This is a genomic window from Terrihalobacillus insolitus, assembly GCF_028416575.1.
In the GTDB taxonomy this organism is placed as follows: Bacteria; Bacillota; Bacilli; order Bacillales; family Amphibacillaceae; genus Terrihalobacillus; species Terrihalobacillus insolitus.
This window is the reverse complement of record NZ_JAMQKB010000001.1, coordinates 189036-203664: the sequence shown is the minus strand read 5'-3', so window position 1 is coordinate 203664 and position 14629 is coordinate 189036. Positions and strand designations below refer to the sequence as shown.

Genomic DNA, 14629 nt, shown 5'->3' with positions numbered 1-14629 from the left:
ATGACCTGGAAATGGCGATATTTTTTCATGTGAAGTAGTAGGAAACACAGGTAAAATAAAAGGAGATGACAAGTATTTGAATAGAAACCATTGGAAAATGAAATTACGAGGTCGTTCCCATGTAGAGGAATGGCTACCAGCCCCAACCGATCCCCAACAACTAGATTCCCCGTTAGAAGAAATAAAAGCGTTTGCTACGAACTTCTCTGGAAAACTTCTAGTACGCCATGAAATTCCCATCGACGACAAAATGCTTGCCAACCTTGTGTCAACACAATTTTTCACATGTATCCCATCGATCACCCAAAATCCGCATCAATGCCGCCGCTGTGGTAATCAATTGCAGCGACTATTTGCCAATATACCTTGTTCAAAGTGCGGACGAACACATGTATATTGCAGAAAATGCATTGAAATGGGAAGGATCATGCATTGTGAACCGTTATACGTATGGACAGGCCCTACCGTTAATTGGAAAAAGTATGATCAACCATGTAAATGGAGTGGTGAACTTACGGCACATCAGCAACAGGCTGCAGATCAAATTTCTCAGCTCATCGAAAAAGGGAGTGGAGAACTGTTAGTCTGGGCGGTTTGCGGGGCAGGAAAAACCGAAATGCTGTTCCCTGGGTTAACCAGAGCATTGCAGCAAGGGAAAAGAATTTGCATCGCTACGCCTCGATCCGATGTTGTTCGTGAGCTCCTGCCAAGGTTTCAGCGGGCATTCCCTACTGTATCAATCGAAGCATTATATGGTGGTAGTGAACACAAAGAAGGGAAAAGCCAACTTATCCTTTCCACTACCCATCAGCTACTTCGCTTTGCACGGGCGTTTGATGTAATGGTGATTGATGAAATCGATGCTTTTCCATTCCATCATGATCCTTCTTTAGCCTATGCCACCAGTCGTGCTGCACGTACAGATGCATCCAACATATATTTGACCGCCACACCACGCTCGAATCAAAAAAGAAGAATCAGTTCACAAAAGCTTCCAACTGTATTTGTTCCTGTTCGATTTCACGGAGAACCTCTCCCCGAACCTACAATGAAGCAAAGTTGGGACTTAAGATCCTCTCTAAAAAGGCACCTCCTTCCTTCCGCATTTATCCAATGGTTTTCGAAACGCTCCCGCCCTGATAGACAGTTATTAATTTTTGTTCCAACAATTGAACTAGCCAGTCAACTCGTTCCATCCATACAGGAGCTATGTTCTCAATACTCTACCAAAAAAATGGTTGATTTTGTGCACGCTGGAGATACGAATCGAAAAAAGAAGGTGGATGCATTTCGAGCAAAGAAAGTGTTTGTTTTAATAACAACAACGATCTTGGAACGAGGTGTCACCTTCCCATCCGTTGATGTTGCGATTTTAGATGCTGGTCATCACGTTTTTGATGAAGCAGCTCTCGTTCAGATAGCTGGTCGTGCCGGAAGAAGTCCTGATGATCCAACTGGAGAGGTCGTGTTCTTTCATAACGGTAAAACCGATGCGATGGTTCATGCAATTCAGTCCATTAAAAAAATGAATAAAAGAGGAAAGGAGTTTAACTGAGATGTTTTGTATTTGGTGCGATACAGAAATAATGATAGAAGTGAATTGGAATAACTTATTTTATCCTGATCACCCTAAGCCCTTATGTGATCAATGCGAGACGAAATTAGATTTTCTATCTGGAAACCAATGTACGTTGTGTGGACGCAATTGGGATTTCGGAAACAGATGTAGGGACTGTGCTAGGTGGGAGAAAGACCCTGAATGGCAAGGTGTGTTAACGTTTAATCGATCTGTTTTCTCCTACAGTAAAGCGATACAAGAGATGGTCGCTAAATGGAAATATAGGGGTGATTATGTTTTAGTAGAGTCGTTTCGCCAAGGATTTCAAGCAGCGTTTACGAAGCAATTTTCATTCCTAGAGGTTGCGGTAATCGTTCCTATTCCTCTAAGCTTGGAACGATTAAGTGAACGTGGATTTAATCAGGCAGAAGCCTTGGCGGATTTTCTTAACGCGACAACCATCCAAGCGTTAACAAGGATACATGGTGAAAAGCAGTCAAAGAAAACAAGGCGTGAACGCTTGGTATCGACCAATCCCTTTGAGGTAGTAACCCATATTAAAACACCGGTGATTCTTATTGATGACATCTACACTACTGGAATAACGATTCGTCATGCAGCCAAAAAGTTAAGAGACGCTGGTTGTCCTGAAGTTTATTCATTTACGTTAATAAGAGGGTAGTAGGTTCAATTAGCTATGAAACCGTGATGGTAGGTTTCGACAGGATATGCTATACTATACGAAAAAATAAGGGGGAGTTTCATGGGAGAGTTAGCTAATTGCCCTAGATGTAATGCCCTTTTCGTAAAGGATACCCGGCAGGTTTGTCATAATTGTTTTAAAGAAGAAGAAAAGGCGTTTGAAACCGTGTACCATTTTTTGCGTGAACAAAAGAATCGCCAGTCAACGATTCCACAAATTGTTGAGGCGACAGATGTGGAAGAGGATCTTATTGTAAAGTTTGTAAAAGAACGCCGACTTCGCACGACACATTTTCCGAATTTAGCATATCCTTGTGAAAAATGCGGTAACGATATTGTCGAAGGAAAGCTTTGTACTAGTTGTGCAACGGAATTAATATCGGAACTAGAAAGGCAAGAACAAATTGATCGACTCGCGGAGAACCGAAAAGAGAAGGAACGAGCTACAACATATTTTTCGATCCAAAAAGAAAAATAATTATTTTCTCCTATTTTACGGTTATAGACTAAACTTTCTCGTGATAATGACGATATAAGAACTAAGATAATAATCCGTGATTTAGGCGGAAGAGGTGAACGAGCTTGAAAATTGAAGGAACGAATTATGCGAATATAAATGCATACCAAAAGCAAACCCAAAAGCAAATAAACACTAAAAAAGAAACGAGTAAACAAGACCAGCTGCAAATATCTGACCAAGCAAAGCAAATGCAGGAAACGATGAAACCAGATGCGGCAAGGCGAAAGTATGTAGAGCAAATAAAAGAAGCCGTTTCAGCTGGAGAATACAAGGTTGATCCAAAGACAACCGCAAAGAAAATGATTGAATTTTGGACGAATCAGTCATAGAGGGAGGACGCTTTATGTCCGTTCAGCCTATAATAGAAATAATGGAAAACTTAACGAGATGTCACCAAAGCTTATATGAATTATCTAAGGAAAAAACAGAAACATTAAAAAGTGCGGAAACAGACAAACTGCAATCGCTTCTCGTAAAAGAAAGAAAACAGGTGCAAGCCATCACACAATTAGAAGAAAAGCGGCTCGAGTTCGTTCATAATTGGTGTGTTACCGAGGGGTTGGATGAAACGAATCCTACTGTCACCTTCCTTTTGGATAGGCTTGATGACGATAATGATGAAAAAATAAGGATGGAAACGGCTCTTTTCCAACTTACCGATACGCTCGTTCAGTTAAAACAGCAGGAGCAGCTCAATGCGAATCTTACCCAACAATCGCTTCAATTCATTGAACTATCAATGGATATGCTTGATCCATCGTTAAAAAACATGAATTATGGTAATAGAGCAAGACCAAACAACTATACTGCTCATTTAAATCGATCTGTATTTGATTCAAATGCATAACAAGGAGGTCGTTTCATGGGATCCACATTTAGTGGGCTAGAGGTTGCCAAACGTGCACTTAATACCCAACAATCAGCTTTATATACGACTGGGCAAAATATTGCGAATGCGAACACAGATGGGTATACAAGACAGCGGGTCAACTTTGAACAAACAGCCCCCTACCCTCCTGCATCAAGAAATCGTCCTGAGATTGCAGGACAGGTAGGAAGTGGCGTACAGGCTGGTTCAATTGAGCGTGTTCGTGATCAGTTTTTGGATCTGCAATTTCGCGGGGAAAATAGTAAACTAGGATACTATGAATCGAAGGCCGATGCATTGAATCAAATGGAAGAGATTATGAATGAACCATCTGAACAAGGGTTATCCAAAACGATGGATCGCTTTTGGCAGGCGTTACAGGATTTGTCTGTGAACCCAGAGGATTCAGGAACACGATCGGTTGTACGTCAAAGAGGGCTCGCAGTTGCTGAAACATTCGAATATTTGTCAAGTTCTTTGGAATCGATTCGAGGCAACTTACAAAACGAAACAAATGTAACGGTAAAAGAAATGAATTCTCTTTTAACACAAATCAACAATGTAAACAAACAAATAGGGAAGATTGAGCCAAACGGCTACTTACCAAATGACTTATATGATGAACGTGACAGATTAGTGGATCAGCTTTCAGGAATTGTCAACATCAAGGTATCTTATAGCCAAACTTCAGAACAATCGAATGCAGCTGCAACTGCAAAGGGACAAGCAACGATTGAGATGGTTAATGGAGAGGGTAAATCCTATAATCCCCCAGTAAAGCTTGTCGATGGAGTGGTTGGTGAAGCTCGTTTCGTTGAGGTTCGTTACGATGATACACTTGGACGAAATGTGATAAGTGAACTATCAATTGGTGGCACAACATTTACTGGTGCGGATTTCTCGTCAAAAGGAAAACTGCAAGGACTAGTAGAGTCATACGGATATGTTGATAATAGCGAAATTGCTGGAAAATATCCAGACATGCTTGGAGATTTAGACAAGATGGCGTTTGAATTTGCAAATACATTTAACCAAGCACATAAAGCAGGTTATGATTTAGAAGGAAATCCAGGACAAGACTTTTTTAAGGTAAATGGAGGAGAATTAGGAGCTGCAACTCGTTTGGATGTGACCGAAGCGATTAAAGAAAATGGCGATTTAATTGCTGCTAGTCAAGACGGTACAAGTGGTAATGGTAATAATGCCCAAAGTCTTGCGGAAGTCATGCGCACTCCGATTCAAAACCTTGGCAATAACACGTCTGTCAAAAGCTTTTATGAATCTGTCATCGGAGAAATGGCCGTGCTTTCACAAGAAGCGCGCCGCCTGCAGGACAACTCTAATGTGTTAACGAACCAGGTGGATGAGCGAAGACAGTCAGTAAGTTCTGTTTCGTTGGACGAAGAAATGACGAATATGATCAAATTTCAGCAAGCTTATAATGCTGCAGCTCGTAATATGACGGCAATTGATGAAATGTTGGATCGAATAATTAATAATATGGGATTAGTAGGAAGGTAGGTACAATCATGCGTATTACACAAGGTATGTTAAGTAATAATATGTTACGAAATTTGAGTAAGAGTTATGAAAACCTTGGTACATATATGGATCAGTTATCAACTGGTAAAAAAGTGAATCGACCTTCTGATGATCCCGTCGTAGCGATGAAAGGGATGAATTATCGTTCCCAGGTGACAGAAATTGAACAATATCAACGCAATACAGGAGAAGTTCGTAATTGGATGGATAATTCGGATGCCGCTATGGATAAAGCGACTCAAGCCCTACAGCGTCTACGTGAATTAGCGTTGCAAGCGAGTAATGATTCGTATGAGGAAGGACAACGGGAAAATATTGCAGAAGAAGTGGATCAATTAAAACAACATTTGGTTAATATTGCAAACACAAGTGTGAATGGCAAATTTTTGTTTAATGGTACGGATACGAATAATAAGCCTGTGACAACGGATGCAGCTGGAATCGTTAATAAAGTTTCTACAAATGATCGTGCTGTAACAATCCAAGTCGCAAATGGTACTGATTTAAAGTCGAACATAAATCCTAGCCAAGTGTTTGGAAGTAACCTATTTGCTGATATTGAGAAGTTTTCCGAAAGTCTTCGATCAGGTCAAGGTAATGAAGCATTACAGCAATCAATTGCTAACATAGACACACATATCAATAATGTTGTAAATGAACGGGCAGACCTAGGGGCCAGAATGAATCGATTGGATCTTATTGAAAATCGGCTCGGTGAACAAGAAGTGATCGCAAAGCGGATTATGTCTAGCAATGAAGATGCCGATATGGAAGAAGTAATTATGAATTTGAAAACACAAGAAAGTGTACAACGAGCAGCTCTTGCGGCAGGTGCACGTATTATTCAACCAACTTTGATGGACTTTTTAAGATAATGGACAACCATAATAGTGCGTGTTCAAAAAGTCGGCAAATTAGAAGCAAGCAGGTCGAGGCGGAGAAGCTTTGAGTAGCGCAGCGTATGTTTTTAATACGTGAGCAACGGAAAAGCAAGCCAACGAAGAGATGCGCAGCTTATCATTTGGTGACTTTTTGAACAACCTCTAATAGAATAACGTGCTATGAAGCGCTTGTCACCTCAATTAGTGGCAAGGCTTTTTGTTATACATATTAGGACGTGCCACTTGGTCAAGTTTTATTAACGGGAGGGGAGGGTGGGATGAAACTACCACAAATAAGGATACAGACACAAATGGCCAAAATCCAATTGAATCGCACACAGGGAGAGCAGACAATTGAGCAGCCCAAAGCCATTCAATCGATCCAACAGCCTAAGGCAGAGATGATAATCGAGCGCACACCTTCTCAATTACAAATAGATCAAACAGAAGCATGGGAGGATATGGATTTAAAAAGTGTATCAAAGCGAATAGCAGAAGCGGCACAACTTGGACAACAGGATTGGCTTGCAGGAATTGCAAGAGTATCTCGACAAGGAGATCAACTGATGAAAATTGAAAATGGAGGTAATCCAATTGCCAGCCAAGCAATGGAAAACGGTTTTGATCCCCAAAAGGAATTTAATATTGGCTGGATCCCCTCTGCAGGTTCTGTCAAAATTAACTACATACCAACAGAAGTAAAGATAAATGTTGAGCCACAAAAGCCTATTATTAAGACACAGATGCAAAAACCAATTACCAACTATCAACCAGGGAAAGTAGAGGTAAGCTTAAAGCAATATCCAGACGTAAAAATAGATTTTGATAATGTAAAGTTTCAAGGCACTAATTTTGAAATAACAATTTAAGAGGATGTTCAAAAAGTCGCCAAATGATAAGCTGCGCATTTCTTCGTTGGCTTGTTTTTCCGTTACTCACGTATTAAAAGCATACGTTCCGTTACTCAAAACTACGCCGCCTTGACCTACTTGCTTCTAATTTGCCGACTTTTTGAACACTTACTTTAAGAAGGGTGAGAAATGAATATTTATACTAAATTTTTTGGCGAAATAGCAATAACGAATGAACAAATCTTAACGTTTCCACAAGGAATCCCAGGCTTTTTAGAGGAGGTTTCATTTGTCCTACTAGATTTAGAGGATAACTCTATTTTTCAAGTGCTTCAGTCCACTACAACCAGCAATATTGCGTTTATCGTTACGAATCCATATCATTTTTACCAAGATTATGAGATCGAACTTGACGAGACGATCCTTCACTTTCTTGAAATAGAAACAGAACAAGAAGTTTCGGTATTATCCGTCGTTTCATTAAAGGATCCCTTTGATAAAAGTACAATGAACCTGCAAGCTCCTATTATAATTAACAACACCAAAAAAAGAGGGAAACAGTACATTACAAATATAAAGAACTATTCAACAAAACATCCTTTATCCATACAACAGCCTACCTCCATGGTAAAGGAGGATTAATCGATGCTAGTCTTAACAAGGAAAGTCAACGAGTCCATAAAAATTGGTGATGAGATTGAAATAAAAGTAGTAGAGGTCGATGGGGAACAAATTAAATTAGGCATCAAGGCACCAAATTATATCGAGATTCACCGCAAGGAAGTGTACTTAGATATTAAGCGAGAAAATAGTGAAGCGGCACAGGTTTCGACAGATTTATTAAATATCTTGAAAAATAATGTAAAAAAAGATTAAACATTGCTTCATTTCTTCCGATAATAAAAGTGTAACACCAAATGATTCTAAAGGCGGCCGACTTTAGTTCACGCGGTAACAACCACAAGGATGTGGGACACTTAAAACTCAAGGAGGAATTAAGAAATGAGAATCAATACGAACGTAGCGGCGTTAAACACGTATCGCCAATTAACAAATGCAAACACGAATCAAACGAAGTCAATGGAAAAATTATCTTCAGGTTTACGTATTAACAAAGCTGGAGATGACGCAGCAGGACTTGCAATCTCTGAGAAAATGCGAGGTCAGATTCGAGGATTGGATCAAGCACAGCGTAATGCTCAGGATGGTATTTCCATGATACAGACTGCTGAAGGTGCATTGAACGAATCTCAATCAATTCTTCAACGTATGCGTGAACTTTCAGTGCAATCTGCCAACGATTCAAACACAGCTCAAGACCGTCAAGAGCTACAAAAAGAAGTCGACCAATTAGCTGAGGAAATTACTAGAATCTCCAACAACACTGAGTTCAATACACAGAATCTTCTTAATGGGGGTATTGATAAAGACAATCTTGGAGATGTTAAATTCCAAATTGGTGCAAACAAGGATCAAAATCTAGGCCTTGAAATTAGCGCAATGGATGCTAGTACATTAGGAGTAGCTAGAGATATTCAAACTGCTACAGTATCTAATACTACTGATGTTACAGATGCAACTCTGAGTGGAACATTAGGTACAGATCTTATTGATGGCGCGTCATTAAGCTTAACAGCTGATGATACGGCATCAACGGCAACAACAGGGGCTGTTGGTGGAATGACTTTAACTACTGATAACAAAACATCTGCTTTAAATGGTTATACAGTTAGCTATGTTCAAGACACAACTGATGGTACGGCAACAGCTACGTTAGACGAAACTGCAAAAACTCTCACAATAAAAGGTGATTTTGAAAGTTCTTCTTCACCAGGATTTTCAAGTGCGGCTGATATTACTACAGCTGTTAATGATGCATTAACGGGTTCAACAGATACAAACCTTTCTTCAGAAACAGTAACTGTTACTGGTACGGCAGGGACAACTACAGCAGGTACCTCAGGAGATATTACAGGTGGTCTAGCAAGTGATGAAGTAAAATTAACAATAGGTACAGAAGATGTTATTGTTAAGAATGATGCTACTTCTGCAACATTCACAAGTGCGGAAAACCAAGGACTTACTGTTAACCTTGATGGAGCTATAACAGGAGCTGCAGCGGCAACTATTGATATTGGAATTACTACTTCTTCAGCAGCCACTTTTGCTGGTGACGAAAAAACTGCAGACGCTAAAGTTGCAGGTGGAATTGACATTTCATCGCAAGATACTGCAAACACTGCAATTAAAACAATAAATACAGCAATAGAGTCAGTTTCATCTGAACGTTCTAAGCTTGGTGCATACCAAAACCGTTTAGAATATACTGTTAATAACTTAAGCACTTCTTCTGAAAACCTGACAGCAGCGGAATCTCGTATCCGTGACGTTGATATGGCAAAAGAAATAATGAATCAAACAAAGAATTCTATTCTTTCTCAAGCAGCACAAGCAATGCTCGCGCAAGCAAATCAACAACCACAAGGAGTACTTCAGTTACTTCGTTAAGGTTCATAAACATAGACAGGCCATCTGGAGAATCCAGATGGCCTGTTTACAAGATGCTTACTTTGTTTCGCGAAATCCATTGTCAGCTTATGTGGTAAAATAAATATAAAATTGCCTCGAGGTGAAAATGATGACAAAAAAGAAGTCAGAGCAGGTTCGTGAACACTTAATAACCTATGATGATTATGCTAAATTGCCAGATGATGGTGTTCGCTATGAGCTCTCTAATGGCAAATTAGAAGCGATGACAACAGCGCCCCATCCGATCCATCAGTTAATAAGCCAGGAAATGGCGGTTCTATTAAAAAAAAGTTGCAAACAGGAATATATAACCTTCACTGCCCCTGTGGATGTAATTCTGTCTAACACTGAGGTACGGCAGCCAGACCTAATAATGGTTCATCGTAATCGGATTGAAATGATCACCCATCGAGGAATTGAAGGCACTCCTGATCTCATTGCTGAAGTATTGTCACCTTCATCCATCAAACGTGATCGTGTCAGCAAACAAACTACTTATGCAAAATACGCTATCCCAGAATATTGGATTATTGATCCGATCCATCAATCCCTTGAACAATATGTATTGGAAGGCAAACGCTATAACCTTCAAGAGGTATATATGGAAAAACAAACCGTTCAGTCCCAACACCTCGCATGTGCATCCTTTTCAATGTTTGATATTTTTGCAAACATACCAGAACTCCCCAATGCATAAAGATTCCACTTTAATAGCGTACTGTCACCACCCAAATTTTAAACAAGACTTTTTAATAAGTTCTTGGAGAGCATTCTCTGTAGGACTTTTCTTCTTTAGCAGCTTAAGTCAAAGCCATAGTTTTTTCGTTCAACTTCCCACAATCAAAAAACTTTTCCTGCCAGTCTTAAGATTCTCCCCAATTTGACCGATATAAAAAGAAACGAAAATTAAAGGAGATGGCTTATGCCATGAATGTGGGGAGAATAATATCGGAGTCCCTACTCCTGCAAAAGGCTGAGAACACCAAGTTACCTACATCTGCAAGAGATAGGTCAATAACGAAAGTTGATCAGGCGAGAGATGCTGAAACGTCTAATGAACAAGCAATAGTCGGACAGAGCGATAAGCTTGATAAGGAACAAGTGCAAGGTATGGTTAAAGCAATTAATGACTTTCTAGAACCTACAAAAACGGCACTAAAATACCAATTTCATGAGAAACTTAACGAGTATTATGTAACAATCATTAATCCAGAAACGAAAGAAATCATTAGAGAAATCCCGCCCAAAAAACTACTTGATGTCTACGCTTCGATGGCGGAATTGATGGGATTTATTGTTGATGAAAAAGTATAAAGGTTGGTGGATCAAGTGGTAGAAAGTATCAATACGTCAAGAATAAGTGGACTAGCCTCTGGTTTAGATACGGAAACGATGGTAAAAGATTTAATGAAAGCAGAGCGACTCCCCTTAGATAAAATGCAACAGGATAAAACATGGATGACATGGCAACGTGACGCCTATCGTGATGTGAACAAAATGTTTTATGATTTAGATCAAAAAATGTTAGATATGAAATTGGAAAGAACGTATAATTCTAAGACAACAACATCAACATCTGATGCTGTTACTGCTACTGCTACTGCGTCCGCTTCAAATGGTACGTATAATATAGAGGTTGCAGCGTTGGCAACATCGGCCATTAATGTTAGCCAAAACAGTATATCAGGTTCTTCCAAAATCGATCCTACTAAGGCATTAAAGGATCAGGATTTTGCTGGAACAAATATTACTAATTCTGGAACGTTTAACATTTCCTTTTTTAATGAAGATGGAACAGAGGTACAGAAGAATATTTCTTATGATCCGTCCGAATCTTTAAACACGGTGTTAAAAAGAATAGAAGCGGACACCAATAATGAAATTCGTGCCTTTTATGATTCCCAGACAGACAAGGTAGTCCTAGAAAGAACTAAAACGGGGGATTTTAACAAATCGGATCAATACTTAGGTGCGGAAATAGGTTTTGATGGACAAAGTGGCTCTAGTTTTTTAACCGATACATTGCAAATCAAAAATGGTCAACAGGACGCAAGTGGAGTTTGGCAGAAGGTTGAGGAAGGTGGGACTAATGCGGCCTTTACGTATAACAATATGTTGGATTTAGAGTCAACGGATAACTCCTACACCTTAAATGGGATTACTTACAATTTTACGAACACAAATGTAGGAAACCCTGCTAAAGTCACAGTTAACAATGATGTCGATGCTGGAGTAGAAAAAATAGTAGCTTTTGTTAACAAATATAATGAACTCATCGAAAAGGTTAATGGTAGTCTTCAAGAAGAACGCTATCGCGACTTTAAACCACTAACAGATAAGCAGAAGGAAGAAATGTCCGATAAAGAAGTAGAGCTTTGGGAAGAAAAAGCAAAAAGCGGCTTATTGCGTAGTGATAACATTCTTGCTAGTGGATTATTTGATATGCGTCAAAACTGGTATGCAGAAGTAGATAACAGTAGTAATTTCGATCATCTATCTGAAATTGGTATCAAGACGTCATCTGACTACCGTGACGCGGGTAAACTAATTGTTACAGAAGATGATTTAAGAAAATCCTTACGAGAAGATCCAGAATCTGTATATAAATTGTTCTCCAATGATGTCAAAGGGGATGGGAGAGGAATCATCAATCGCCTAGAGGACTCAATGGAGCGTACAATGGAAAATGTTGAAGAACGTGCAGGAAAGGGAACTCAAACCTTAGAACAATACACAATAGGCAAACGTTTAAGAGATTTAAATTCTAGAATTGATTCTTTTCAAGATAAGATGATTCAAGTAGAAGATCGCTATTGGAGACAATTCACACAGATGGAGAAAGCAATGCAACAAATGAACCAACAATCAGCTTATTTAATGCAACAGTTTGGTGGATAACATAATGGTGGATAATATAATGTGAAGGAGTGTGTACATAAATATGGCAGTAAATCAAGCGTATCAAACCTATCAAAATAACTCTGTTAACACCGCTTCACCTGGGGAATTAACTTTAATGTTATATAATGGCTGTTTGAAGTTTATAAAGTATGCCAAAACGGGTATAGAGAACAATAACTATGAAATGAAGAATACAAATATCCAAAAGGCACAGAAGATCATTCAGGAACTAATGATAACATTAGATCAGGAGACAGATATTGCAAAGCAAGTCATGCCTCTCTATGACTATATTAATCGTCGCCTTATGGATGGAAATGTAGACAACAGCCTTGATGCGTTGGAGGAAGCACACGTGCTTGTGACCGAGTTCCGCGATACATGGAAAGAGGTGATCCAACAAACTAGGCAAAAACAATATGGGCAGGGTGTTAACAGATAATGAATCGACTTGAAGCGTTTAGTCAGACTACCAAGAAGTTACATGAATTATTACAACAACAGCAAAATGCTGAAGACAGGGACGAAATGATTGCGAGCATCAATATTTTAATTGAAAAGCGCGCGCATCTTTTGACTCAAATTGAACCACCATTTACCGAGGAAGAAAAAAAGACGGGAGAAGAATTAATTCCTGTCAATAAAGAAATACAAGAAATGTTGAGTGCATTATTTGATCAAGTAAAAAAGGACGTAAAAACAGTAAGGCAACAGAAAACGACAAACACTAAATACACAAATCCATACAAAAATCTATCGAACTATGATGGAATGTTTTTGGATCATAAGAAATAGGGGAGGCGCACCGTTCTGAAAAACATGCCAATGAAGCTTGGCTAGCGTTTGACACGTCCTATGTCAAACGCAGAACTCGCCCGCCTTGAAAAGCAGATGTACCGCTTATCATTTGGTGACTTTAGACCATCCTCTAGTAACAAAAATGCTCCTGCTTTAACGAGACCTTATGTGAAGGACCTCGTTAATGCAGGAGCATTTTTTAATAATTCTAATAGTGCGTGTTCAATTGAACAACCTCTAATAAGAAACAAAGGCACTGATTCCAATAATAAGTATTATAATTAAAAGTGCGTAGAGAGCAGTCCCAATAATGCTTGTCGTTAATCCTGCAATGGCCATGCCACGCCCGCCTTGTTCGTTTTGCTCTATTTCATTAAACGATTTTTTTGCCAATACAATTCCGATAATCCCCAAGACAAAACCGATGTATGGGATGACGAGTGACAAAATCCCTAATACCATGGAGGCAATTGCTTTACCGTTGGTTTCCGCTTGCCGTTGGTGGTTCTGTTCTTCCATAATTCTCACCCTTTCTTTACTTTCAATATCATAACATAATTGACATTCATTCAGTATATATTTTTGATAGTCTAATGTCTTTCTGTCTTAAAGTGTATGTATTTTGATTAGCATCATGCTTACTAGTTATTAACGTTGACAAAACTCGACAAAAAATAGATAGAAGATTTCTTGTTTAAGCAGGAATTAGACAGGGTATCATAGAATAATAAATACATAAGACCGAAAGGAGGACACTTTTAAATGAAGTACAATATTCGTGGTGAAAATATTGAGGTGACAGGTGCAATCAGGGAATTTGTTGAAAAGAAAGTCGGCAAGCTAGAGCGCTATTTTGACTCACCCCCCACATCTGAAGTACATGTAAATTTAAGTGTCTATAATGATGAACAGCAAATTGAAGTGACGATTCCGATGACGAATCTTTTACTTCGTGCAGAGGAACACCATGTTGATTTATATGCTGCCATCGACCTAGTTGTTGACAAGTTAGAACGTCAAATTCGGAAACATAAAACAAAGGTAAATCGTAAGTTTCGGCAAAAGGGTGCACCGAAACATGTGTTTGCAGAGCTAGAGAAAGATGCATTAGCGCGGAAACTTCAGCCAGAAGAAGATCCCTATGATGATGATATTGAAATCGTTAGAACGAAAAGATTTGATTTAAAACCTATGGATTCAGAAGAAGCAATTCTTCAAATGGATATGCTAGGACACGCTTTCTATGTGTTTAACAATGCCATTACTGGAGATACAAATGTTGTGTATCGTCGCCGTGATGGAAAATATGGATTGATTGAACCAAGCTAATGATAATGTTGCAAGAAAAACTAGTAATATATTTGATAGTAATCAAGCGGACTGGCCTTATGGTTAGTTCGCTTTTTCTATATAGATGCAACCAATTAAACTAATAATCCTCCGCTTTGCATCTATTTTTGCAGATATTGTCGTATTAAG

Annotated in this window: 18 protein-coding genes; 17 read left to right on the top strand and 1 reads right to left on the bottom strand. The window is 39.1% G+C overall.

Features of this window, described 5'->3' with window-relative positions; translation table 11 throughout:
- Positions 1–76: 76 nt before the first annotated feature.
- The 16 genes from NC797_RS01020 (at position 77) to fliT (ending at position 13147) form a co-directional block, all read left to right on the top strand.
- A complete protein-coding gene (locus tag NC797_RS01020; RefSeq protein WP_334313175.1) occupies positions 77–1555 on the top strand; it encodes an ATP-dependent helicase ComFA in 1479 nt (492 codons plus the stop codon).
- A 1-nt stretch (position 1556) separates the two neighbouring features.
- Complete coding sequence (locus NC797_RS01015) at positions 1557–2240, top strand: ComF family protein (protein ID WP_272434735.1); 684 nt, start codon at positions 1557–1559, stop codon at positions 2238–2240.
- A gap of 81 nt (positions 2241–2321) precedes the next feature.
- Positions 2322–2738 carry a TIGR03826 family flagellar region protein gene (locus tag NC797_RS01010; protein ID WP_272434734.1) on the top strand — a complete coding sequence of 139 codons (417 nt, stop codon included), beginning with the start codon at positions 2322–2324 and terminating at the stop codon, positions 2736–2738.
- A gap of 104 nt (positions 2739–2842) precedes the next feature.
- Complete coding sequence (gene flgM / locus NC797_RS01005) at positions 2843–3109, top strand: flagellar biosynthesis anti-sigma factor FlgM (protein WP_272434732.1); 267 nt, start codon at positions 2843–2845, stop codon at positions 3107–3109.
- Between the two features lie 14 nt (positions 3110–3123).
- Complete coding sequence (locus NC797_RS01000) at positions 3124–3627, top strand: flagellar protein FlgN (protein WP_272434731.1); 504 nt, start codon at positions 3124–3126, stop codon at positions 3625–3627.
- A 15-nt stretch (positions 3628–3642) separates the two neighbouring features.
- The gene (flgK, locus tag NC797_RS00995; RefSeq protein WP_272434730.1) at positions 3643–5169 is read left to right on the top strand and encodes a flagellar hook-associated protein FlgK; all 1527 of its coding nucleotides are present in this window, start codon (positions 3643–3645) and stop codon (positions 5167–5169) included.
- A gap of 8 nt (positions 5170–5177) precedes the next feature.
- Positions 5178–6065: a flagellar hook-associated protein FlgL gene (gene flgL / locus NC797_RS00990; protein WP_272434729.1), complete on the top strand. Its 888-nt coding sequence runs from the start codon at positions 5178–5180 to the stop codon at positions 6063–6065.
- Positions 6066–6349: 284 nt separating this feature from the next.
- Positions 6350–6940: a DUF6470 family protein gene (locus NC797_RS00985; RefSeq protein WP_272434728.1), complete on the top strand. Its 591-nt coding sequence runs from the start codon at positions 6350–6352 to the stop codon at positions 6938–6940.
- Positions 6941–7111: 171 nt separating this feature from the next.
- Positions 7112–7564: a flagellar assembly protein FliW gene (fliW, locus tag NC797_RS00980; protein ID WP_272434727.1), complete on the top strand. Its 453-nt coding sequence runs from the start codon at positions 7112–7114 to the stop codon at positions 7562–7564.
- A gap of 3 nt (positions 7565–7567) precedes the next feature.
- Complete coding sequence (csrA, locus tag NC797_RS00975) at positions 7568–7798, top strand: carbon storage regulator CsrA (RefSeq protein ID WP_272434726.1); 231 nt, start codon at positions 7568–7570, stop codon at positions 7796–7798.
- Between the two features lie 126 nt (positions 7799–7924).
- Positions 7925–9430: a flagellin N-terminal helical domain-containing protein gene (locus NC797_RS00970; protein WP_272434725.1), complete on the top strand. Its 1506-nt coding sequence runs from the start codon at positions 7925–7927 to the stop codon at positions 9428–9430.
- Between the two features lie 130 nt (positions 9431–9560).
- On the top strand, positions 9561–10148 hold the full coding sequence (locus tag NC797_RS00965) for a Uma2 family endonuclease (protein WP_272434724.1): 588 nt from the start codon (positions 9561–9563) through the stop codon (positions 10146–10148).
- A 230-nt stretch (positions 10149–10378) separates the two neighbouring features.
- Positions 10379–10765 (top strand): flagellar protein FlaG, encoded by a 387-nt coding sequence (flaG, locus tag NC797_RS00960; RefSeq protein WP_272434723.1) that lies wholly within the window; start codon positions 10379–10381, stop codon positions 10763–10765.
- A gap of 15 nt (positions 10766–10780) precedes the next feature.
- Positions 10781–12349 carry a flagellar hook-associated protein 2 gene (locus tag NC797_RS00955; protein ID WP_272434722.1) on the top strand — a complete coding sequence of 523 codons (1569 nt, stop codon included), beginning with the start codon at positions 10781–10783 and terminating at the stop codon, positions 12347–12349.
- A gap of 43 nt (positions 12350–12392) precedes the next feature.
- Positions 12393–12794, top strand: a complete 402-nt coding sequence (gene fliS / locus NC797_RS00950; protein ID WP_272434721.1) for a flagellar export chaperone FliS — start codon at positions 12393–12395, stop codon at positions 12792–12794.
- Complete coding sequence (gene fliT, locus NC797_RS00945; protein ID WP_272434720.1) at positions 12794–13147, top strand: flagellar protein FliT; 354 nt, start codon at positions 12794–12796, stop codon at positions 13145–13147. The genes fliS and fliT overlap by 1 nt, the downstream gene beginning before the upstream one ends.
- Before the next feature lie 240 nt (positions 13148–13387).
- Here fliT and NC797_RS00940 read toward each other — a convergent pair whose 3' ends face one another.
- Entirely contained in the window at positions 13388–13669 is a 282-nt protein-coding gene (locus NC797_RS00940) for a DUF4190 domain-containing protein (RefSeq protein ID WP_272434719.1), read from the bottom strand.
- Positions 13670–13912: 243 nt separating this feature from the next.
- Here NC797_RS00940 and hpf point away from each other — a divergent pair, with 243 nt between their 5' ends.
- Positions 13913–14479, top strand: coding sequence for a ribosome hibernation-promoting factor, HPF/YfiA family (hpf, locus tag NC797_RS00935; protein WP_272434718.1), 567 nt, complete (start codon positions 13913–13915; stop codon positions 14477–14479).
- The last annotated feature ends 150 nt before the right edge of the window (positions 14480–14629 follow it).

What these genes read in the sequence shown, in the direction of transcription:
- fliS (WP_272434721.1), top strand. Translation starts at nt 12,393, where the DNA reads ATGGCAGTAAATCAAGCGTATCAAACCTATCAAAATAACTCTGTTAAC.
- fliT (WP_272434720.1), top strand. Translation starts at nt 12,794, where the DNA reads ATGAATCGACTTGAAGCGTTTAGTCAGACTACCAAGAAGTTACATGAA.
- NC797_RS00940 (WP_272434719.1), bottom strand. Translation starts at nt 13,669, where the DNA reads ATGGAAGAACAGAACCACCAACGGCAAGCGGAAACCAACGGTAAAGCA.
- NC797_RS01010 (WP_272434734.1), top strand. Translation starts at nt 2,322, where the DNA reads ATGGGAGAGTTAGCTAATTGCCCTAGATGTAATGCCCTTTTCGTAAAG.
- flgL (WP_272434729.1), top strand. Translation starts at nt 5,178, where the DNA reads ATGCGTATTACACAAGGTATGTTAAGTAATAATATGTTACGAAATTTG.
- NC797_RS00985 (WP_272434728.1), top strand. Translation starts at nt 6,350, where the DNA reads ATGAAACTACCACAAATAAGGATACAGACACAAATGGCCAAAATCCAA.
- NC797_RS00965 (WP_272434724.1), top strand. Translation starts at nt 9,561, where the DNA reads ATGACAAAAAAGAAGTCAGAGCAGGTTCGTGAACACTTAATAACCTAT.
- NC797_RS01000 (WP_272434731.1), top strand. Translation starts at nt 3,124, where the DNA reads ATGTCCGTTCAGCCTATAATAGAAATAATGGAAAACTTAACGAGATGT.
- flaG (WP_272434723.1), top strand. Translation starts at nt 10,379, where the DNA reads ATGAATGTGGGGAGAATAATATCGGAGTCCCTACTCCTGCAAAAGGCT.
- NC797_RS00970 (WP_272434725.1), top strand. Translation starts at nt 7,925, where the DNA reads ATGAGAATCAATACGAACGTAGCGGCGTTAAACACGTATCGCCAATTA.
- flgK (WP_272434730.1), top strand. Translation starts at nt 3,643, where the DNA reads ATGGGATCCACATTTAGTGGGCTAGAGGTTGCCAAACGTGCACTTAAT.
- NC797_RS01015 (WP_272434735.1), top strand. Translation starts at nt 1,557, where the DNA reads ATGTTTTGTATTTGGTGCGATACAGAAATAATGATAGAAGTGAATTGG.
- csrA (WP_272434726.1), top strand. Translation starts at nt 7,568, where the DNA reads ATGCTAGTCTTAACAAGGAAAGTCAACGAGTCCATAAAAATTGGTGAT.
- fliW (WP_272434727.1), top strand. Translation starts at nt 7,112, where the DNA reads ATGAATATTTATACTAAATTTTTTGGCGAAATAGCAATAACGAATGAA.
- hpf (WP_272434718.1), top strand. Translation starts at nt 13,913, where the DNA reads ATGAAGTACAATATTCGTGGTGAAAATATTGAGGTGACAGGTGCAATC.